The sequence below is a fragment of the Candidatus Sulfidibacterium hydrothermale genome (assembly GCF_020149915.1).
Taxonomy (GTDB): Bacteria; Bacteroidota; Bacteroidia; order Bacteroidales; family F082; genus Sulfidibacterium; species Sulfidibacterium hydrothermale.
The window spans coordinates 717,272-738,624 of sequence record NZ_CP083760.1 but is presented as its reverse complement, the minus strand read 5'-3'; the positions used below and the strand labels follow the sequence as shown (position 1 = coordinate 738,624).

Below are 21,353 nucleotides of genomic sequence, written 5' to 3'. Positions count from 1 at the left end.
TTGTAAGGATTTTGATACATTTTTTAAAACCTTTTAATCATTGTCATTTTTCATCATGAAAAAGATTATCCTGGTTCTTTTTGCCTTTTTATTTTTTTCTAAACTTCCTGCACAGTCAGTAAAACGTTACACGCTGGCACAGGTCATTCATATTGCCCAGAAGCAGTCGCCCGATGCACTGATTGCTATCCATCAGTTTCGTAAAAGCTACTGGCAATACCGTACTTTCAAAGCCACTTACCTTCCCAATCTGAACCTGAGCGCCACCCTGCCCGACCTGAACCGCAGCATCAATGCCATTTCGGCACCCGACGGAACGGTTTCCTATACTTCGCAAAGTATTGCCAATTATTCGCTTGGCCTTTCACTTAACCAGAAAATCGGACTCACCGGTGGTGAAGTTTTTGTCAACACCGGATTACAGCGCATGGATAACTTTTTTACCGATACCTCCACCCGGCAATACCTGAGCAATGTGGTCAATATCGGCTTTATACAACCACTGTTCACTTACAACCCGTACAAATGGCAGAAGAAAATCGAACCCATAAAATATGAAGAAGCCAAACGGAAATACATGGAAGCCGAAGAAGACATTGCCATTAAAGCCATTAATTACTTTTTCTCATTATTAACGGCCCAGATCGAACAAAAAATTGCCATAAAAAACTATCATAACTACGATACGTTATACCGCATTGCCAAAGGGCGATATAACCTTGGGAAAATTGCCGAAAACGACCTGCTGCAGTTGCAATTGAATTTACTAAAAGCCGATGCATCGGTAGAACAAAGCCGGCTGAATTACAACGACAAACTGTTCCGGTTTAAATCTTTTCTAAGACTAAAAGACAGCGGTAAAGTTGAGCTCGTCCCCCCGCTGTTAATTTCATTTTTTAATGTCCCCGTGGACAAAGCGGTGGAAGAAGCCAAATTGAATACTTCGACATCTTTACAATTTACCCAACGGTTACTCGAAGCAGCCAGCCAGCTGGATATGGCCCGGATGAACGGCCGTTTCGACATGAACCTGTATGCCAGCTTTGGGCTTTCACAAACAGCACACACCCTGCAGGAAGCCTATCAAAGTCCGTTAAACCAGGAACGGGTGAGTATGGGAATTACTTTACCATTACTTGACTGGGGCAAAGCCAAAGGAAACATCAAAATGGCCGAATCAAACGAGGAACTGGTAAAAACGGCTGTTCAACAGGACAAAATTGATTTCGAGCAAAATATCTACCTGAAAGTGATGCAGTTTGCCATGCAGAAAAAACAGCTGGCCATTGCTGCCAAAGCCGATACCGTTGCTCAAAAAAGGTATGAAATTACGCATAAACGCTATATGATCGGGATGGTAAATGACGTATTGGAACTGAACAACGCCCAAATTGATAACGACAATGCCAAGCTGAATTATTTTAACACCCTGAAAAAATACTGGATAAACTATTACGAACTACGTAAACTGACCCTGTACGATTTTCAGAAAGACGTTCCGATTACAGTAGATACGAAGCTATTGGTAAATTAAACTCACTTTTTACACCGTGCAACTCTTCAAATGGTAAAATTAAGGCACTTAATTGCCCTAATCTTTATTAATTAGGGAAGTTTTGTGCCCTAATTTGAATTTTTCTTAAACAACCCTCTCTTCGTTTGAATAAAAAGCAACATACAAAAAAGCATGAAAACCGTATCTTTGCTTTTTAAACCCGACTGTTCATGGAACAAAAAACTTTTGACATTACCCTGTTGAACGCGATGAACCGGGGAACGCTGATGGAACAACTCGGCATTGAATACACCGAAGCCAAAACCGGGTATCTGAAAGCTACCATGCCGGTGGACGAGCGTACTTTTCAACCCATGCGCATTCTGCACGGCGGAGCCACCATTGCCCTGGCCGAAACATTGGCCAGCATGGGTTCGGCACTGATGGTTGACCGCGAAAAGTTTGACGTAAAAGGACAGCACGTTACGGCCAACCACATCCGCAGCGCCCGCCACGGAAAAGTAACCGGCGAAGCCGTCATCATGCATCAGGGACGCAGTTCCCACATCTGGAATGTGGACATCAAAGACGAAAACGGACAGCTGATTTCCGCCTGTCGAATTACCATTTTTATCGTGAACAAGAAGAAATAATGCCGCCTTTCCGACTCATCAGCCGTTTGTTATCCAAAAACCTGCCTTTTGCAGTTTACCGTCTTCCCGGTACCGGCGAAATTACTTTTCTGGTTCAGCTTTCGCAGCAGGAAAATGTATTTCAAACAGATAAACTGGCAAATCAAAAAGGGTTTATCATCGCACCATTTGATGCTTACAAAACAGGAGAAATCCGCCTTATAAAACCGGATATCGTCGCCGGAAAAACCAAAGAATACCAACAGTTGCTTGCCGCTATCGACCATCTACCCGATCAGGAAACATCCTTTCCGCAAGAACAAAACTTTTTCATTGATAAACCGGCTTACCTGCAACAGGTAAAACAGCTTGTCAGCAGCATGAAAAAAGGCAAAGCCGCAAAAGTGGTTCTGTCGAGAGTGCTGAAAAAACCGCTGCCTTCGGCTTTCGATTTCGATACTTTTTTTGAACAGCTGGAAGAGAAATATCCGGCGGCTTTCGTCTATTTCTTTCATCTTCCGGGCGAAGGCTACTGGGCCGGGGCTACCCCCGAAACACTGTTAAAACAGGATGACGGTTTTTTGGAAACCATGGCGCTGGCAGGCACCCGGAAATTATCTTCCGGAAAACAAATGCAGCCCTGGGGAAAAAAAGAAAAAGAAGAACAGGCTTTTGTTACCGAATTTGTGGAAAAACAAATTCAAAATCTGGGAATTGAAAACTATGAAAAGAAACCGGTCGAAACACTTCTTGCCGGCAATCTGGCCCATCTTTGCACCCGTTTTCGTTTTGCGGTAAAAGGGCAGGAAACCAAAACCGGTCTTTTTGCCAAAGCGCTGCACCCCACCCCGGCCGTAGGCGGACTTCCACAGAGGCAAGCCCTGCAGCTTATCGAAAAAACCGAAAAACACCGGCGTCATTATTACACCGGCTTTTTGGGGCCGTGGCAGGTAAAAAACCAACAGCATCTTTTTGTTAACCTGCGTTGTGCCCGTTTTTTGGGAAACAGCATGGAAATTTATGCCGGCGGAGGACTTACTCCAGCTTCCCTTCCCGAAAAAGAATGGCAGGAAACCGAAGACAAAGCCCAAACACTCTTGTCGGTTGTGGAAAAATTACGGAACTTTGCCCCATGACTTCCGATAAAAAAACAGTCAGCTTACTGACTGATATTTTTGTTAAAAAAGGCCTTCAGGACATAGTCCTTTCGCCGGGTTCGCGTAATGCGCCGCTGGTACTTTCTTTTACCGGACATCCTGCCGTAAAAGCAGTGAGCGTAATCGACGAGCGCAGCGCCGCCTTTTTTGCCCTGGGCATGGCACAGCAACTTCGGCGTACCGTAGCCATTGCCTGTACTTCCGGCAGTGCCGTTCTGAATTATGCCCCTGCCATCGCCGAAGCTTACTATCAAAAAATCCCGCTGCTAATCCTCACAGCCGACCGGCCGCCACATCTGATTGACGTGGGCGACGGACAAACCATCCGGCAAAACAACGTCTTTGCCAATTACATCAAAAAATCGTTCACCCTTCCCCTTGAAATATCTTCCGAAGAAGAAAAACAGGAAGTGAACCGGCTGATTAATGAAGCCATCGACCAAACACAATTTCCCGAACCCGGTCCGGTACACATCAACATCCCGCTGGATGAGCCGCTGTACAACCTGACAGAAATTCCCGAAACGGGAACCATTGAAAAAACAATCGGCCAATTGCCGGAACCTTCCGGCGAAATAATCCATGCTTTTTTGCACGACTGGCGTCAAAGCCGGAAAACCCTGATTCTGGCCGGACAGGGTAATCCTTCGGAAAAACTGAACCGGCTGATGGAACGGCTGGCCCAACAGGAACAGGTGGCTGTCATGACCGAAACCACTTCCAACCTGCATTCGCCGGCTTTTATGGATGAAATCGACAACCTGATTACGGCGATTTCCGAAGACGAACTCACCGATTTTCAACCCGATTTGCTCATCACTTTCGGAACCGCTGTTGTATCAAAAAAGATAAAAAAGCTGCTCAGAACCTTTCCGGCAAAAAAACACTGGCACATCTCGCCTTCCGGCGAAAAAAGAGACACCTATTTTTGCCTTTCCGGTGTGGTAAAAACCGACGCCGAAAGCTTTTTCACCCGGACAGAAAACGACCTGACGGAAAACAAAAGCCACTACCGCGATTTCTGGAAAGACCATAAGCAACAGGTACTACAAAAGCGAAACCGCTTCCTGTCGGAAATACCCTGGTGCGATTTAAAAGTGTATGATATTTTATTCCGGGAAATACCGGCAAACAGTCATTTACATCTGGGCAACAGCACGCCGGTACGTTATGCTCAACTGTTCGGAAGTTTTCCGAAGTTTCGCTATTTTTCAAACCGCGGGGTCAGCGGTATCGACGGACAGGTTTCCACCGCGGCGGGGAATGCCTTTGCCGAAACCGGAAAAATCAACACCATCATTACCGGCGACATTGGCTTTCTTTACGATTCAAACGCCCTGATGAACCAAAACCTTACCCCCAATCTGAAAATTATTGTCATGAACAACGGCGGCGGGGATATTTTCCGGTTTATTCCCGGCCCTGACACCAGCCGGCAACGCGAGAAATTTTTCGCCACCAGCCATCCCTGGGAAGCTAAAAACATAGCACAGGCTTTTGATATCCGCTATTTCTCAGTCCGCAACGAAACCGAATTAACAACGGTTCTTCAGGAATTTTACGCCGTAAACCGCCGCCCGGCATTGCTCGAAATTTTCACCAACGAACAAAATAATGCCCAAATTTTAAAAGATTATTTCCGGTTTCTGGAATCCTAAAACAGATTGAAATCTGAAAATGGGGCTATGTAATTAAATCACTGAAACACCGTAGTAAACCAGACAAAGGCAATATAAATCAGCACCATAGCCAGCCCTTCCCATCGGTTCAAGGTGTTTTTGTTTTTTCCCAATTTACCAAAAGCAAAAAGCAGAAGACCCGATAGCAAAACCAGTCCCAGCTGAATATTCAACGACGAAGCATACGGAATGGGTTTAATCACCGACGTGATACCCAACACCATAAAGATGTTCAGGATGTTGGATCCCACCGCATTACCCAGTGCCATATCTGCATTGTTCTTCCGGGCAGCAATAATAGAAGTGGCCAGTTCCGGCAATGAGGTAGCCCCGGCTACCAACGTAAGCCCCATAGCCGTTTCACTGATTCCGATGGCTGATGCAATGGTAACGGCACCGCCTACAATCCATTTTCCGCCAAAATAAAGTCCCAACCCGCCTAAAACCAGAAAAAGCACAGATAATCCCCACGAAAACTGCTTAAATTCCTCTTGTGGCCTGTTAGCGGAAGATCCTTGCTTAAAAAAAGTAAAATATAAAAATACGCCCAGCAAAATCAATAAAATAATTCCGTCCATCCGGCTGATGATATCCTGGCGACCGAACAGCGCATCGTTGGCCAAAACAAACAAAATAATCGGGGCAAACAAACTAAAAGGAATATCGCGTTGTAAAGTCTTTTTACTAAAAGGAATAGGAACCACCAACGCCGCTGCACCTACCACCAGCAAAGTATTGGTAATGTTACTGCCCAGAATGTTGCCAATGGCCAAGTCTGTATTTCCTTTGATGCCGGCAAAAATATTCACAATCAATTCCGGCAACGAAGTTCCCAGTGCCACTACCGTTAATCCCATCACCATCTGCGAAATATTCAGTTTCATCCCAATACTGGTGGCACCATTTACCAGCAGCTGTGCGCCGGCAATCAAAATGGCAAAACCCGAAAAAAAGGTAAGATAGGTAACAAACATAATTCCGGAAAATTAACGGGATTTTATTTTTGGAATACCGCCGCGTAATATTCTGCGCATCTCCTCTGCCTGCTCACGGGTACCTAAAACAAAGATCTTAGAATGAGGATACAATTTCGTTTCCGGTGACGGATTCAGAATATACTCACCGCCAGCCGTTTTATAACCAATAATGTTTGCCCCCGTTTTCTTCCGGAGTTCCAGTTCTTTCAACGGTTTGTGCATCAAATCTTCCGGAAGATCGGCACAGGCAATCTCCATCAGCTGTACCGGCGAATGGCCATGAATATTTAAATGCTCCATAAACTCCATCACATCCGGATGAGCAACCAACGTAGCCATATGGGCTCCGCCCACCCGTTCGGGCATCACCACACTGTTCACCCCGGCCATGTGCAATTTTCGTTCCGCACTTTCGCTCGAAGCCCGGCTGATAATGTTCAAATCCGGATTCAATGCCCGTGCAGTTAACACCACAAATAAATTATCGGCATCTAACGGAAGCGTGGCAATCAAAGCCCGCGCCCGGGCAATACCTGCTTTCAACAACACTTCATCTTCCGTGGCATCGCCTTCAATAACCTGAAAAGCCTGCGTAGCATTATTCACCACCAGTTCGTGGTCTTTATCCACCACAATCACTTTCTCATCAAAAGCCGTTAGTTCTTCTACCACCTGTTTTCCGTTCCGGCCATAACCGCAAACAATAATGTGATTTTCCATTTTTTTAAGTTTAAGATTCTTCAGGTTCCCGCTGAAGAAAAAGCTGAGTTGGGCTTTAAAAAGTCGTTGGGTCAGATGCGAAATAAAGTACGCCACCACACCAAGACTCGACAAAATAATGAACATGGTAAAAATCTTGCCGGGATCCGACAAAGGATACACCTCCCTGAATCCGACAGTAGAAATGGTGATGATCGTCATATACAACGCATCAAGCCACGAATACGACTCAATAAACATGTAGCCCGATGTGCCTATGGCAATCAGAATAATAACATAAATCCCGGCTTTTACCCATTCGGGAATTCGGCTCAGTTGAATTCTCAAAACAATTTTTTTATTTGTGCAAAGCTAAAAAATAAAACTACTGAACAGTTAAAGTTTTATGGGTGGCTTTTCATGCTGTCCGCTTTAGTCCCGCCGCTGCATGGCCGGTTTTGCAACGGCCGCATACGAGCTTACTGCGCTCGCTGTATGCCGGCCGGCTCCACCAGGCCATCCGGCGGCAGGCGCTGCCGCTCCCATCATGGCCACAAAATCCCCCTTTTCTCGCTACCCCGGATAACACTTTCCCAAACAATCATGTATTTTTGTAAAAAAGAAATCATCGTGAACAAAAAACGGCGCATTTTGGTCACCGGAGCCGGCGGATTCCTTGGCAAAGCTTTGGTAAAAACCTGGGCCGCCAAAGAAAATGCCGAAGTCATTGCCTTGTGTCATCAACAACAGAAATGCTTTGCATTTTCAGAAAACCCACAAATAAAAACCGGTGCCGTTGACTTGACCTCACCAACAGCAACAACAGCTTTTTTATCAAAAAACCAACCGGAGATACTTTTTCATCTGGCCGCCGTGGCCCGGTTGCAGGCCGGACAACAAGATCCGGAGAAAGCAGTAAAGGTAAACCTGATCGCTACAATCCATCTTTTACAAGAAGCAAGCCGTCATGGATTGAAAAAGTTCATTTTTGTTTCTTCCGATCTGGCCCGCGATGCCAAATCCGTAGTAGGAATTACCAAACTTTTGATGGAACGCTATTTACAATTATTTGCCGCTGCTTCACCCCATGTTGTTGTTTTTCGCATGCCAAACCTGTACGATTTTCCGGGTAGTGTAACCGAAATATTTGCCCGGCAGATAGCCGAAAACAAAAACCTGAGTATTACCGATGAAAGAATGGCCCGCCGTTTCATCACCAAAGAAGAAGCCGTCTCTTACCTGCTTTATCTGATGGAAAACGGAAAAAACCACCAGATTTATTCCATCAAACAAGAACCGGTTTTTATTAAAGATTTAGCATTAAAAATGATTGCTGAATCCGGTAAAAACCTGAAACTGAAAATTATCGGAGCCCGCCCCGGAGAAAAACTCTACCAGGCTTCATATTCCGACGAAGAGGCTGTTGCTGTGGGGTTTCATCATCTGGCACAACTAAAAACAGAAGCTCCCTCACTGGAAAAAATATTCTCCTGCATACGGAAACTACCTGTCAGCAATGCCACCCGCGCCGTTTTACAAAATCATTTTAAAAATTTGTTTTAATTTTTTCATCCATGACAACCGAATCACTCAACGAATTAAAAAAACAAGTTTTAGCCTGCCAGCAATGTCCTTTGTACGCCACCCGAAACCAACCGGTTTTCGGAAGCGGCAATCCGGAAGCGCCAATTTTAATCGTAGGCGAAGCTCCCGGCTTCGAAGAAGACAAAACCGGTGTTGCTTTCGTGGGAAAATCCGGGCAACTTTTAGAAAAAATCCTGAAAGCCTGCAATTTCAGTCGCGAAAAGGAAGTCTATATGAGCAATATCGTAAAATGCCGGCCGCCGCATAACCGTACCCCGGCACCCACCGAACAAAGCGCATGCCTTCCCTATCTTGAACAACAAATTGAAATCATTCGTCCGAAAATAATCATTCTGCTTGGCTCCACCGCCCTAAAAGCCTTTTTCGGGGCTTCTTCTCGCATAACCCGCGAACGGGGACAATGGAAAAACTGGTTTGGTTACGAAGTCATGCCCACCTACCACCCTTCCGCCTTATTGCGTAATCCCGGACTAAAAAGAGACGCCTGGGAAGATTTTAAAAAAGTGGTGCTGAAATATCGCGAGCTGGTGGATAAAAACCATTATTGTCAGTATGTTTAAAAATCCGTGCTGGATAAAACAACAACGGATTTTAGTAATCAAAGCCATAATTGGAGATGAGAAAGTTTTCATTTGACGTTTCCCTTTGAGATACTTTCCCGTACTTCGGAGTGAAATACGCTCAACGTTTCCGCAAATCCCATACCGTCACTTTTCGGGACAGGATTAACCGAAAAAAAGAAATAGCCCAATCGGTTGTTAAAAATTCATTCTTTTACACCGTTTTTAACCACTTGTTAAAATTTTACTACATTTGAGCGTATTTTAACAAACAGTATCATGAAAAAATTTCTGTTCATCACCGTTTTTGTTGGTGCATTTCTTGCCGGATGTCATCAACCCCAACCCAAATACACCAATATTGAGGAGGTTATTTTAAACGATCCGGGGAGTTTCTTTTACATCAACTTTAAAACCTACCCGCGGCACGATGCCAAACTGCCTGTAGGAATTTTTGATTCCGGTACCGGCGGACTCACCGTTTTGGATGCCATCCTGCGGTCAGACCACTTTAACAACAGCACCCATAAAAAAGGAAAAGACGGCAAAATTGACTTTTCTTCCGAATCATTTATTTATCTCGGCGACAAAGCCAATATGCCTTACGGCGAATATCCCGGAAATCATAAAACCAAATTATTACAGGAACATGTGATGAAAGACATGCAGTTTATGCTGGGCAACAAATATTATCCGTCACAAACCGCCAAAAATTACCGGACTGACAAGCCTCCTGTAAAAGCCATTGTCATTGCTTGTAATACGGCCACGGCTTACGGCAAAAAAAAGATTGAACAGTTTTTAAAACGTGCCGGATTGCCGTTAAAAGTCATTGGTGTGATTGGAGCAGGTGTGCGGGGCGCTCTGGAAGATATTCCCAAAGACAGCAATGCCGTGATCGGCATCATGGCCACTGCCGGAACAGTAGCATCACACGGCTATCCCAATACGGTGGAAGAGCAGAAAAAGAAATGGGGCTATACCGGAAAGATCACCTCATTTCAACAAGCCGGCGTAGGGCTTGCTGCCGCCATCGACGGCGAAAAAGATTATCTTGATCCATCACTTACTTCCGTTAGAAAAAACTACCGCGGCCCCTCTTTTTCCAATAAAATTGCCCCTATTGACAAATCCATTCTGCAGCGGTATCATTTCGATTTTTCCGGAAATCATGTATTGTTCACCGGAACACCCGACAATCCAAAAGAGATCCAGCTGAATACCGTGGACAATTACATCCGGTATCATGTTATTTCCCTGCTCGAAAAAATCAGAAAATCAGGAACATCCACCCGGTTAAGTGCCATTATTCTCGGATGTACCCATTATCCGTTTTATATGGATAATTTCCGGAAAGTGCTGCACTATGCTTACAATTACAAAGAAAACGGCCAATATGTTTATCGCCGTTTTATGAAAAAAAAGGTCGCACTTATCGATCCGGCCGTAAACACCGCCAAAGAATTGTACGTTTATCTGAACAAACAGCATCTTTTTAACAACGGAAAACTGTCAGACAGCCGGTTTTTTATCAGCGTTCCCAACCTGGATAATCCGAACATCAAACTTGCCGACAGCCTGAATTTTACCTATGCTTACAAATACGGACGAAAAGCCGGGCAGATTCAACAATATGTAAAACGGGTTCCGTTTTCCAAAAGAAATCTCTCACCGGCATTGCTCACCCGGCTAAAGGTAAAAATCCCGCTTACCTACTCGCTCATTGAAAATTCCATGAAAGTGCAACAATAAAACTCCCAAAGAAAAACAGAATAAACATCGGTATGATACTTGGAGTCCTGTAGGGACGACTTATTACCATTGACGCTGAATTTATTCAGAGCCCAGTGTTCAACCCCTTCGGGGTTATGATTTTCTGATGGATTTATTTCCCTGCACTTCGTACAGGGGTATTTACGTTTAATCCCTTTGGGATTAGTTATGAACACAATTGTGGATTCTACTCATTTTAAGTACTTCACACTTCACATTTTAAGTACTTCAAGTGCCTAAAGTTTGAAGTGCCTAAAGTGGGAAATTCCAAAAACCAAAAAAACAAATCGCAAACGAACCCCCAAAAAACAAAAAAGCAAATGACAAAAACAAATAAAATATTAACAATCAGCCTTTTTGTCCTTCTGAGCGTAGCGAAGAATCTATTTTAACTACTGCCAGTTTTTTTGAGATCCTTCACTGCGCTGCGCTCCGTTCTGGATGACAGCAAAACATATTAACTACTGGGATCAACCAGTAAACCAGTGACTAATGACCAATTTTACCAATGACTTTTTCCCATTCAACATTTATCCTTTCCCATAGCCAATTTGTCTTAATTTGTGAAAAGGACGGTTCAGATGGGGAATTTTGCGAAAGAGGAAGATCCGATAAGTATTCAAAATACCAGTAGAATTTCTTCCTTAATCAAAACAAAACCAACCAGAATTTCTTTTCATTTTTTTAAGTAGAAAGGTAAAAATCCGCTATTTAAAAACCGATTAATTCCTATTTTTACGGTATGGAAAAACAAACATCAACCAACCGTTATACCGGCGCTTTTATCAGCCTCACTTTTCTGTTTTTCATGTGGGGTTTCATGACCGTGTTAAATGACATTTTGATTCCTTACCTACGTGGTGCTTTTCAATTGAATCATGCCGAGGCTATGCTTATCCAGTTTGCCTTTTTTATGGCTTACTTTTTAGGTTCATTGCTCTACTTTATCATTTCGGTAAGCCGGGGCGATCCGATCAACCGGATGGGATATAAAAAAGGAATTATTCTTGGACTGGTTGTTTCCGCCATTGGAGCATTATTGTTCTATCCGGCTGCACAGTTTCACATTTACGGATTCTTTTTATCGGCACTTTTTGTCATGGGACTGGGATTTACGCTGTTGCAAATTGCCGCAAACCCGTATATTGCCATTCTGGGGCCGGCACGTTCTGCCTCAGCACGACTAAACCTGGCACAAGGATTTAACTCGCTGGGAACCACCATCGGTCCGGTTATCGGTGGTTATCTGATCTTTGTTTTTTTCAAACATGCCACCGGCGCTTCTGCCGTAAAAATCCCCTACCTTGGTTTTAGTTTGATCTTCCTGCTGATGGCTTTGTTCATCTTTTTTATGCCACTCCCCCGTTTTACCGGAAATGAAACGGTGGAAAAGGGATTTGGCGCTTTGCAATACCGGCAACTAAAATTCGGAATGCTGGCTATTTTTATGTACGTCGGCGGCGAAGTGTGTATCGGAAGTATGATGATCGGCTTTTTGCATTTACCGGAAATTGCCGGGTTAACAGCTGCCGAAGCCAGTAAATATGTGGCCTTTTACTGGGGCGGACAAATGATTGGCCGTTTTCTCGGTGCCGTGTCTCTCAGTAAAATGAAAAACAATCTCTTAAAATACAGCCTCATGATCGCTATTCCGCTGGCGGCTTTCGGCATTATCATTCTGACCAGCGGTCTGGATAATGCATTGGTTTACGGAATCTTCCTTTTGCTTAACCTGTTCGTTTTTTTCCTGGGACGTTCCATTCCACAACGAACCCTTTATCTGTTTGCTTTCGTAAATATCATTTTGCTGCTGACAGCTTTATTCAACCAGGGACCGTTAGCCATGTGGTCGGTTATCGGTATTGGCCTGTTTAATTCTATTATGTGGTCAAACATTTTCACTCTCGCCATTGACGGCCTGGGAAAACATACTTCGCAAGGTTCTTCGCTACTGGTGATGATGATTCTTGGTGGTGCCATATTGCCGTTGCTCATGGGAGTAGCCGCCGATGCGTATGGTGTTCATATGGCCTACATTATTCCGTTGTTCAGTTATGTTTACATTGCCTTTTACGGCATCAACGGATATAAGCATAAAAAAGTGGTCGCTGCAAAAACCGTTTAATCAAAAACGAAAAGGTTATTCAATCCTTTTCAAAAAATAACACATGCCGTTAGAAAAAAATCAGGAAAAAAGCAGATGGATCGCAGCTTTCACCATACCATTCTTTTTGGTGGTCCTGATGTGGATTGTCCGGTTTGTGGAATCGGTATTCGGTATTGACCTTGGCTTTCTTGGTGTACATCCTTTACATGCCGACGGACTTCCGGGTATTCTTCTGTCACCGTTCATTCACGAAGGGTGGAAACATCTTGGCGCCAACACGGTCCCGTTTTTGGTATTAGGAACTGCGCTTTTTTATTTTTACCGTGAACTGGCTTTAAAAGTATTGATCTTTGTCTGGCTCATGACCGGAATATGGGTTTGGTTTGGAGGACGCGATGCCTGGCATATTGGTGCCAGCGGTATCATTTACGGTATGGCTTCCTTTTTGTTTTTCAGCGGACTCATCCGTAAGAACAACGGACTGGCTGCTTTGGCTCTTGTCGTTGTTTTCCTTTACGGAAGCTTGATTTGGGGCGCTATCCCCGGATTTTTCCCCAAGCAGGAACACATTTCCTGGGAATCTCATCTCGGCGGACTGTTTTCCGGTCTGGTCATCGCTTTTTATTACCGCCACGAGGGACCACAGCGTAAAAAATACTCCTGGGAGCTTGAAGAAGAATCCGATGAAGAGGATGCTTACTGGGAAAACCCGGACTTCAGCTAAATCTTAAGCATTACTTTTTTCTGCTCTTCCCAATACAAATTTATTGTACAAGAACAAAGCAATAATGGTTATTACGCCGATAGTACTGAAGATCACCCAAATCCGGTATGGATGATACGTATTCCAAAGCATTTGGGTAAGTCCGTGCTGGTCGGTATGCATCAGCTCAGCCGCTCTTTTCAGGTAATCGTTCTGGGTAAAATTTTTGCTAATGGCCGGAATTTGTAATCCGCGTTTGGCCACTTCATGTTCCAGCAAAGTAATTTTATCGGACATGGACTGATAAACCGGACCGGAAAAAATACCTGCCAGATAGTTTCCTACCGCCACCGGTAAAAAAGAAGTTCCCATATAAAGCGCTTCTTTGTTCTTCGGAGCAATTCGACCGATATATTCGGTAAATTTAGGAGAGCTGGCCATTTCGCCGATAGCAAAAATGAAAATACCGAGAATCACATAAAATCCGTTACTCGTAGCAAAAGCTAAGCCGATACCGATCGAAACCACCACAATACCCGAAATAATGGCATTGACCGGTTTAAAACGCATCACCAGCGAAGAAATCAAGATCTGGAACAGGATGATAAATCCGGCATCCAGGTTCACCATCATTTCCGGAGCAATGGTACCGTCTTTGGTTCCCACGACCCTGGCCAGCTCAGGCGAAATTCCGGCCAGCCACTGATAGATCATGTGGGTATCTACCCATTGTTCAATAAAGTTCGGCAGCGTATAAAACAGCTGATTAAACATGGTCCAGAATCCGATCATGATAATCAGGAAAACAGTAAGTTTCATATCGGCCAAAGCCTTGAAAATATTTATGAGTGATTTTTTCACCGAATGCCAAAACGAATCGGTATTTTTTACCCGGTCAGGTTCTTTATAAAAGAACAGGGCCAGCAAAATGTTCACCGCAATGGCAGAAGCCGCCATGATAAAAACAATCCTCCATCCGTAAATATGACGCAGTTTGGAAGAAAAAATCGGTCCTACAAATCCTCCAATGTTCACTATCATGTAAAAAATACCAAAACCGATAGAAGAAGTCGTCTCATCTGTAGTTTTAGCCACCGTTGCCGACACAATCGGTTTAAAAATAGCCGCGCCAAGAGCCACCAGCAAAAAGGCACCGTAAACCGCTGCATAGCTCTTTACACTTCCCATAAGCAGATAACTCGATGAGAGAATCACAAAAGCAATCAGCAACATGCGTTTATATCCAAAACGGTCGGCCAAGGCCCCGGTAAACAAGGGAAGAAAATAAAGGATGGCCGTTACCGTTCCCATCATATTTCCTTTTTGCGACTGGGTAAATCCAAGTGCCCCCGTATCTCTCGAAAGGGTCAAATACAGTGCCAATACGGCAAACATCCCATACCAGGCCCAGCGTTCGAATAATTCCATACTGTTGGCAATCCAAAATGTACGGGGAAATTTTTTGAAGACAGTGCTGATCTTTGTCATTGCAATAAAGGTTAATTTTTAAAGGGGCGAAGATACAAATAATGCCGGATTTTATTGAATGTGCTATCTGGAAATCCTGTCATTTGTTTTACCTGTTCAAGATTCTGGAATCCACGGGTTTCTTCCCGTGCCCGAACCAGCTTTTTGGTCATCTCGTAAGTAATATACGGATGATGCAAAAGCTGTTTAAACGAAGCTGTATTCAGGTTTATACGTTTAATTTGGGTAGTATCGGCAAAAACATAATGCCGGATTCTGTTGTAGGTTGTTTTTTTCATCCCATACACTTCCTGCAATTGACACGGAGAATAAAAACCACCCAACAGTTGCCGGTACTTGACAATTCTTTTGGCCAGCCAGGGTGGCAACTGCAAATTATGAACCCATTGGGCACTGTCAGCACGGTTTATTTCGGTTTTACGAAGATTGAATTTGGGATGGGATGAAACACTTTTTGAAACCGGTTTAATCTGGATAAAAGGAGCTAAAACCATGTATTCAGCCGGCGATAAGCCATGTATTTTTTTCAGGTCTTCTTTTTTACGAAACCGACCGCCTTTAGCCAGGTAATGCCGGATGGTTTTTGCCTGACGCGGGAGCAATCCCATCGCTATCCACTGTTCGGCACTTACCGTATCCGGATTAACCGGAACCGGATGAAGCAACCGTCGGGCTTGTGATAAAGTAAGCTTTCCTGTTTTTTGAAGATGCCTTAGCTTTAATGAATCTTGCAATAACTTTTTAGCACGGATAAAAGATGCTACTTGTTTTTGATAATCCGCAAAGTTTTCTTTTTTGACCGGAAGCAATACCGGAAAAAATGCATTCAACACAAAAAGGGAAAACAAAAGAAAAAGGAGAACAATAATTCCCCGCTGTTCACGACGGGTCAACGTAAAAAAGTGCTGTAATCCTTGTTTGAAAGACCGGCGCATGGTAAGATAACGGTTCTGTCATTGTTGGATACCCACAAAGATAACTTTTTATCCGTTACCGGTCAGAAAATATTGCAGGGTTATTCTTCCTGCTCTTCCTCACTTTTTGGCGGAGTCCGGAGTACCCGGATGAAAAAATAAGCCGTAACCACCGTAACGGTAGCCTGCACCACAACCATAAAAATCAAAGCACTTGTACTCATGATTCTGTAATTTTAGCGTTTTTTCGTTTTTTATTTTTAGCAATGTGCACCAACACAGCCAGTCCTACAAAAGTCAGCGTAAGTAACAAACGCGACATATCTTTGAAAAACAAAACGGTAGGCGAACCATTTTTAAACCATATCCAGGGCTGATCGAGATGAAAAACCTGTGAAATAATACTGTCACTGGCAAATGGCCACGATCCTTTTGTAAACAACTGATGAAAAGCCAATTGCCAGTCACTGACACTTCCGCCTGCCGGTTTAATCAAAGCACTCAAAAAGATAATAATGATAAACAACGGGGTAATCCATTTCATAATCGGCTTGTATATCGAAGGAATTTTAATATCAGCTCCCCGTTTTATTTCTTTCCATCCTTCATCAATACCAATAATCCACGAGAAGAGGATCACCTCCCCAAGAGCAAATATAACCAAAGCTACGGTTCCCGTCCAATAATCATACTCGCTGAAAACACCCATCTGGAAAAAGAGAATGGTCGGAACGGCCAGCACAAAAACCACAATTCCCAACAGAATAGCTGCTTTTTTGCGCCCCATGTTAAACTCATCTTCCATAAAGGCCATAAATGGTGACCCCATAGCCAGCGAAGAAGTAATGCCGGCAAAAAAGAGTAATCCGAACCAAGCCACACCCGACAGAGCAGACAGTACCGGTCCCCACTGACTAAACAGATAAGGCATGGTTTTAAATGCCATCATAAAACCGGCATTTTGTTTTACCCAGTCAAGTCCCATATATCCTACAGCAATAGGAATAACAATGGATGCTCCGAGAACGATTTCCACAAATTCGTTCATCCATCCGGCCGACATGGCATTCAGGGCAATATCATCATTTTTTTTCACATACGAAGCATAACAATGAATGGTTCCCATCCCCACCGACAACGTAAAAAAGATCTGACCGGCCGCCGCCAGCCACACCTTCGGATCAGCCAAACTGCTCACATTCGGTTTCCAAAGAAAATCAAGACCAAGATGAGAATTACAGGTAGTACAACCCGGAACCCCGGTAGCTCCCAAGGTAATGGCACGAACGGCAAGAAAAGCACCAAAAATCAGCAACAACGGCATGGCTATTTTAGCCACAACTTCCACTCCGCCGCTCAATCCGCGTGAAAGGATGTAAATATTGATCAGCAATGTAATGACAAAAGCAATAATGGCCCATGTAGGGAAATTAATGGCTACGGCACCGGGTGCAATGGCCTCGTGTACGCCGGCATAATGGTCAAAAGCCGCACTGACCTGATCAGGACTCATTCCATTGAAACTCTGCGCAATGGATTTAAACGTATAAGAAAGTGTCCACGATTCAATATAAGTGTAATAGGAAACAATTCCGATATTGGTAAAAATACCGAAAACGCCTATATATTTCCAAAGTCGTTTTTTAGACAGGCTATCAAAAATAAACGGCGTGGAATGGCTTCCCCGGACACCACCGTAACGTCCCTGGGCCCATTCAATCCAAAGAAGCGGCAATCCCATCAGAAGAAACGAAACAAGATAAGGAATGATAAAGGCTCCTCCACCATTTTGTACCGCCTGTACCGGAAAGCGAAGAAAGTTTCCCAACCCTACAGCATTGCCGGCCATTGCCAAAATTAAACCCACACGCGAACCCCAGGCCTCTTTTACTTTTGCCATTGTAATTTGTATTTATACTCAGGATTTTTAAAATGCAAGTATAGTAAATTGTCTGTTTTTTCCGGTTTTCCCGGGAAGTTTTTATCCACTCCAAATAAATTCCAACAACTTTTAAACACTCTCTCTCGCCTTACAACACGGATAGCCAGCATAAATTATTCGATATAAATTTCATCCGTTTTGCTTCGCAAAGATTCCAACTACCATCCATTCGATTGTGCAAGAAAAAAAGGACGGAAAGACTTTTTTAACCAAATCTTAAAAAGTAAAAACCGAAACCGGTACTTACTCCCCAATATTAAGTCAAGGGTGTTGAATCACCACAAATTTTCCGGAATAATTGTTATGCAACCCTGTTGCTTTCAAAAAATAAAGGCCTCCGGTCAAATGGTGAACATCAATTTCACACAGGTTATGAACCGGTAAAATTTTGCCGGAGAAAACCTTTTTACCGTCAGCAGAAAAAATGTCAACAGACAGTTGAGATTCCTTTTCAGGAAGCATAAAACGAATAAAATCCCGTGCCGGATTGGGCATAATGATCAGTTTTTTTCCAAAGGAAATATTTGAAACATCCGTAACCGCTTCCGGTTGAGCATGAAAAAATTCCAGTCCGCCACTAAAATTCCCCGCCACCATTTCCGGTTTTCCGTCACCGTTGATATCAGCCATGGCAGCGGCTGTCCGGATTCCCCGGTCGAACGACACTCCGGTAGTATCCAACAAAAAGCCAAGGCTGTCCGATTCGGTAAATTTCCCGTCCAGATTGCCGTCAATCTGGGAATAATAAAACAGCTTCCCTTGTTCCGACCCCACAACCAGGCGGGTATATCCTTGAGCATCCCGGTAAAAACAAGGGGTACTGTATCCGTCGTAACTCAGGTTGTAATCGGTTACATTAATTTTCCCCAGGCTGTCGGTAACCAAAGAAAAATGCGGATCTCCGGCCGGACCATCATTGTGGTAGTAGGTAAGATTTCCGGCTTTTTGTCCAATAATCAAATCGGGCAAACCGTCTTTATCAAGGTCAAATAAAACCGGTGCACTAAATGCTTTTACCTGGATTCCCTGGTAATTGGTGTCCACGATTGTAAATGTATTGTTTCCGGTATTTTGCAAATAAATCAGGTTTCCGTTACTGTTTCCTACCAGCATATCAGTAAGTCCGTCACCATTTAAATCGGCAAAAGCCGGATAAAGTCCAATCCAATGATGTTGGAATAAATCGCCAAAATCAAGTTCCTGAGGCTGAAAAACAGGCTCTTGAAGTGTTCCGATATTTTCATACCAAACTATTTGCGAATAATAAACCGAATGCAAAATATAGCGATCGTAATACGAACGCTGATAAGTGCCGTAATTTCCAAGAAACAAATCCATTTTACCATCATGATTCCAGTCATAAAAAACCGGATAAGCTCCGGAGCCGGCATCAATCATCTGATCCTGAAGAAAATTCTTGGTTACCAGATTAAAATACGGTTTATCGTTTTTGCCCGAATTCAAAAAAAGCCATACCGAATGTTTGTTTTGAGAAACATACAAACCGGGGTCGAAAGGTGACACCAGCAAATCTTTAATCCCGTCGTTATTCACATCAATATAAGAAGCGGCCGGCATGGAATAAAGCCGGATAGGATCGCCATAGTCGGGAAAAAGAGTATCGTACGAAATAATCACTGCCGAATCTTTCGTGCCGCCGTTTATCAAAGCAAATAGCCCAGGATAATCCACATCGCCCAACAACAAATCCTGCACCCCATCTTCATTGAGATCCAACATACAAAAAGTTGAGCCGGTATGTCGCTCTTCCTGAGCTGTTTTCAGCAACCGGGGCGACAGTGTATCTGCCTTTTGCGCTCCACTGACACAGGAATCCAAAAACAATGCATTGGATTCCTCACTTTCGGCAAAATGTCCCCAGCAATATTCGGTTTTCACATAATCCAGCGAATCGGCATTCCCGTATTTTTCTTCCGACATGTTTTTATTCATCTCCACAAAAGAGCCCAGTCCCCAAAAAGAAAGAATATCCAGGTCTCCGTCTCCGTCAAGATCCACAATTCCGGGATAATCGGCATAAGTAACATATAAATTCACCCGGCCACCATCGGTTTGCGAAACAAGATAAGGATAAATAACCCGTTCAAAACGCAGGCTGTCACCGGTAGAAACATTTCGGTAAACAATGATGCTGGCCCAGCCCGGTGAGTAAGTAAAGATATCGGTTTTGCCATCGTGATCATAATCGGCAAAAATAGCCCAGTAATAAAGGCTGGGAAAACAATTTACATATTGTTGTTCAAGTTGATAATCAATGGTATTGGGTTTCCCGCTGTTAATAAAACACATAATCCGGTCACCCTGCCGGTCAAAAGCCACCAGATCTTTTATCCCGTCGCGGTTAATATCCACACTGCCAAATTGGATACTATTCATGCCCCCGGCCCAGGGGAAAAGAAGATTCTCGGAAGAAGCTTTTTCAGCCTTTACTGCCGGAACATTCTGAGAAAACAGTACAGACGAAAAAATTATCATCCACCCCAAAAGGAAAATATTCTTGAGTTCTTTTTTCATTGCCGCTAAATTAGAAAATTATCTATGATGTGGCTTGTTTTACTTCGTATTGCAAACACAAAAAACAATCCGGCATCCAAAAAATCCAATAAGAAAACCAGCAAAATCTTATTTTATCCCCCAAATACCGGTTTACCCATTTTTTTCTATTTTTGCTCCAAATTCTTTTATTTTATCAAATATAAACAAAAAAACAAATGGAAAACCTTGATACTGTGAGCACTCATCTCAATCAATTATTAAGAACCTTATCAAGTTATGTCAGCGAATACGGATTACGGCTCATCGGCGCTCTTGTCGTTCTTGTTGTCGGTCTTTGGATTGTTAAACTGCTGGTAAGAAGCAGCCAACGGCTGATGGATAAAAGCAAGCTGGATATTTCACTAACCACTTTCTTAAAAAGCATGATCGACATTCTACTGAAAGTTTTGTTGATCATCAGCGTAATGGGAATGATGGGAATCCAAATGACTTCTTTCATTGCTATTCTGGGTGCTGCCGGACTGGCTGTGGGCATGGCGCTTTCCGGAACGCTGCAAAACTTTGCCGGCGGGGTGATGATTCTGATCTTCAAGCCTTTTAAAGTGGGAGATTTTATTAATGCACAAGGCTATTCGGGTGTTGTTAAAGAAATCCGGATTTTTGTTACCGTACTCACCACACCAGATAATAAAACCATTTTCATTCCCAACGGACCATTATCCAACGGATCACTCACCAATTTCAGCACCCAGCCCAACCGCCGGGTAGATTGGACCTTTGGTATTGCTTACGGCGATGATTACGACAAAGCCAAAGCCATGTTGCTCGACATGATGAAAGAAGACAAACGCATTCTAACCGATCCGGAACCTTTTGTTGCTTTAGGAGAGCTGGCCGACAGTTCGGTAAACTTAACAGTTCGTGCCTGGGTAAAGGCAGCAGACTATTGGGGCGTATATTTCGATATGAATGAAAAATTCTATAAAAATGCGGATCAATTCGGGTTGAGTATTCCTTTCCCGCAAATGGATGTGCATCTGGATAAAGCATAACTGCTTTTCGTAAAACCTTCGTTTTTTGCTTTCTCCACAGGATTCTGCTGCAA

The 21,353-nt window shown here is 43.6% G+C and carries 17 protein-coding genes; 10 read left to right on the top strand and 7 right to left on the bottom strand.

Annotated features, from left to right (window positions below):
• The first annotated feature begins 55 nt into the window (after positions 1 to 55).
• The 4 genes from LA303_RS02910 (at position 56) to menD (ending at position 4,942) form a co-directional block, all read left to right on the top strand.
• Positions 56 to 1,534 carry a TolC family protein gene (locus tag LA303_RS02910; RefSeq protein WP_240526440.1) on the top strand — a complete coding sequence of 493 codons (1,479 nt, stop codon included), beginning with the start codon at positions 56 to 58 and terminating at the stop codon, positions 1,532 to 1,534.
• A gap of 191 nt (positions 1,535 to 1,725) precedes the next feature.
• Complete coding sequence (locus LA303_RS02905; protein ID WP_240526439.1) at positions 1,726 to 2,148, top strand: hotdog fold thioesterase; 423 nt, start codon at positions 1,726 to 1,728, stop codon at positions 2,146 to 2,148.
• On the top strand, positions 2,148 to 3,263 hold the full coding sequence (locus LA303_RS02900) for an isochorismate synthase (protein WP_240526438.1): 1,116 nt from the start codon (positions 2,148 to 2,150) through the stop codon (positions 3,261 to 3,263). The genes LA303_RS02905 and LA303_RS02900 overlap by 1 nt, the downstream gene beginning before the upstream one ends.
• Positions 3,260 to 4,942 carry a 2-succinyl-5-enolpyruvyl-6-hydroxy-3-cyclohexene-1-carboxylic-acid synthase gene (menD, locus tag LA303_RS02895; RefSeq protein WP_240526437.1) on the top strand — a complete coding sequence of 561 codons (1,683 nt, stop codon included), beginning with the start codon at positions 3,260 to 3,262 and terminating at the stop codon, positions 4,940 to 4,942. Before LA303_RS02900 ends, menD begins: the two co-directional genes overlap by 4 nt.
• 38 nt (positions 4,943 to 4,980) lie before the next feature.
• Here menD and LA303_RS02890 read toward each other — a convergent pair whose 3' ends face one another.
• Both LA303_RS02890 and LA303_RS02885 read right to left on the bottom strand, forming a co-directional pair.
• Positions 4,981 to 5,937 (bottom strand): calcium/sodium antiporter, encoded by a 957-nt coding sequence (locus LA303_RS02890; protein ID WP_240526436.1) that lies wholly within the window; start codon positions 5,935 to 5,937, stop codon positions 4,981 to 4,983.
• A 12-nt stretch (positions 5,938 to 5,949) separates the two neighbouring features.
• Complete coding sequence (locus LA303_RS02885; protein WP_240526435.1) at positions 5,950 to 6,987, bottom strand: potassium channel family protein; 1,038 nt, start codon at positions 6,985 to 6,987, stop codon at positions 5,950 to 5,952.
• 282 nt (positions 6,988 to 7,269) lie between these two features.
• Between LA303_RS02885 and LA303_RS02880 the strand changes: the two genes are divergently transcribed.
• The 5 genes from LA303_RS02880 (at position 7,270) to LA303_RS02860 (ending at position 13,408) form a co-directional block, all read left to right on the top strand.
• Positions 7,270 to 8,202, top strand: a complete 933-nt coding sequence (locus LA303_RS02880) for a polysaccharide biosynthesis protein (protein WP_240526434.1) — start codon at positions 7,270 to 7,272, stop codon at positions 8,200 to 8,202.
• Positions 8,203 to 8,213: 11 nt separating this feature from the next.
• Positions 8,214 to 8,804: a uracil-DNA glycosylase gene (locus LA303_RS02875; protein WP_240526433.1), complete on the top strand. Its 591-nt coding sequence runs from the start codon at positions 8,214 to 8,216 to the stop codon at positions 8,802 to 8,804.
• A 279-nt stretch (positions 8,805 to 9,083) separates the two neighbouring features.
• On the top strand, positions 9,084 to 10,556 hold the full coding sequence (locus LA303_RS02870; protein WP_240526432.1) for a glutamate racemase: 1,473 nt from the start codon (positions 9,084 to 9,086) through the stop codon (positions 10,554 to 10,556).
• A 763-nt stretch (positions 10,557 to 11,319) separates the two neighbouring features.
• On the top strand, positions 11,320 to 12,702 hold the full coding sequence (locus LA303_RS02865; RefSeq protein ID WP_240526431.1) for a sugar MFS transporter: 1,383 nt from the start codon (positions 11,320 to 11,322) through the stop codon (positions 12,700 to 12,702).
• Positions 12,703 to 12,745: 43 nt separating this feature from the next.
• Entirely contained in the window at positions 12,746 to 13,408 is a 663-nt protein-coding gene (locus LA303_RS02860) for a rhomboid family intramembrane serine protease (RefSeq protein WP_240526430.1), read from the top strand.
• 3 nt (positions 13,409 to 13,411) lie between these two features.
• Here LA303_RS02860 and LA303_RS02855 read toward each other — a convergent pair whose 3' ends face one another.
• From LA303_RS02855 to LA303_RS02840, 5 genes are all read right to left on the bottom strand, one after another.
• Complete coding sequence (locus LA303_RS02855) at positions 13,412 to 14,875, bottom strand: MFS transporter (protein ID WP_240526429.1); 1,464 nt, start codon at positions 14,873 to 14,875, stop codon at positions 13,412 to 13,414.
• A gap of 11 nt (positions 14,876 to 14,886) precedes the next feature.
• Positions 14,887 to 15,810 (bottom strand): ComEA family DNA-binding protein, encoded by a 924-nt coding sequence (locus LA303_RS02850; RefSeq protein WP_240526428.1) that lies wholly within the window; start codon positions 15,808 to 15,810, stop codon positions 14,887 to 14,889.
• Between the two features lie 80 nt (positions 15,811 to 15,890).
• The gene (locus tag LA303_RS13440) at positions 15,891 to 16,013 is read right to left on the bottom strand and encodes a hypothetical protein (protein WP_262901552.1); all 123 of its coding nucleotides are present in this window, start codon (positions 16,011 to 16,013) and stop codon (positions 15,891 to 15,893) included.
• Positions 16,010 to 17,689 (bottom strand): sodium-dependent transporter, encoded by a 1,680-nt coding sequence (locus LA303_RS02845; RefSeq protein WP_240526427.1) that lies wholly within the window; start codon positions 17,687 to 17,689, stop codon positions 16,010 to 16,012. The genes LA303_RS13440 and LA303_RS02845 overlap by 4 nt, the downstream gene beginning before the upstream one ends.
• Before the next feature lie 303 nt (positions 17,690 to 17,992).
• Positions 17,993 to 20,266, bottom strand: coding sequence for an FG-GAP-like repeat-containing protein (locus LA303_RS02840; RefSeq protein ID WP_240526426.1), 2,274 nt, complete (start codon positions 20,264 to 20,266; stop codon positions 17,993 to 17,995).
• A 197-nt stretch (positions 20,267 to 20,463) separates the two neighbouring features.
• Between LA303_RS02840 and LA303_RS02835 the strand changes: the two genes are divergently transcribed.
• The gene (locus LA303_RS02835) at positions 20,464 to 21,300 is read left to right on the top strand and encodes a mechanosensitive ion channel family protein (RefSeq protein WP_240526425.1); all 837 of its coding nucleotides are present in this window, start codon (positions 20,464 to 20,466) and stop codon (positions 21,298 to 21,300) included.
• Positions 21,301 to 21,353: the final 53 nt, after the last annotated feature.

Coding starts and splice junctions, on each gene's coding strand:
- LA303_RS02905 (WP_240526439.1), top strand. CDS start 1,726: ATGGAACAAAAAACTTTTGACATTACCCTGTTGAACGCGATGAACCGG.
- LA303_RS02840 (WP_240526426.1), bottom strand. CDS start 20,266: ATGAAAAAAGAACTCAAGAATATTTTCCTTTTGGGGTGGATGATAATT.
- LA303_RS02875 (WP_240526433.1), top strand. CDS start 8,214: ATGACAACCGAATCACTCAACGAATTAAAAAAACAAGTTTTAGCCTGC.
- LA303_RS02850 (WP_240526428.1), bottom strand. CDS start 15,810: ATGCGCCGGTCTTTCAAACAAGGATTACAGCACTTTTTTACGTTGACC.
- LA303_RS02860 (WP_240526430.1), top strand. CDS start 12,746: ATGCCGTTAGAAAAAAATCAGGAAAAAAGCAGATGGATCGCAGCTTTC.
- LA303_RS02890 (WP_240526436.1), bottom strand. CDS start 5,937: ATGTTTGTTACCTATCTTACCTTTTTTTCGGGTTTTGCCATTTTGATT.
- LA303_RS02870 (WP_240526432.1), top strand. CDS start 9,084: ATGAAAAAATTTCTGTTCATCACCGTTTTTGTTGGTGCATTTCTTGCC.
- LA303_RS02835 (WP_240526425.1), top strand. CDS start 20,464: ATGGAAAACCTTGATACTGTGAGCACTCATCTCAATCAATTATTAAGA.
- LA303_RS02845 (WP_240526427.1), bottom strand. CDS start 17,689: ATGGCAAAAGTAAAAGAGGCCTGGGGTTCGCGTGTGGGTTTAATTTTG.
- LA303_RS02865 (WP_240526431.1), top strand. CDS start 11,320: ATGGAAAAACAAACATCAACCAACCGTTATACCGGCGCTTTTATCAGC.
- LA303_RS02910 (WP_240526440.1), top strand. CDS start 56: ATGAAAAAGATTATCCTGGTTCTTTTTGCCTTTTTATTTTTTTCTAAA.
- LA303_RS02855 (WP_240526429.1), bottom strand. CDS start 14,875: ATGACAAAGATCAGCACTGTCTTCAAAAAATTTCCCCGTACATTTTGG.
- menD (WP_240526437.1), top strand. CDS start 3,260: ATGACTTCCGATAAAAAAACAGTCAGCTTACTGACTGATATTTTTGTT.
- LA303_RS13440 (WP_262901552.1), bottom strand. CDS start 16,013: ATGAGTACAAGTGCTTTGATTTTTATGGTTGTGGTGCAGGCTACCGTT.
- LA303_RS02900 (WP_240526438.1), top strand. CDS start 2,148: ATGCCGCCTTTCCGACTCATCAGCCGTTTGTTATCCAAAAACCTGCCT.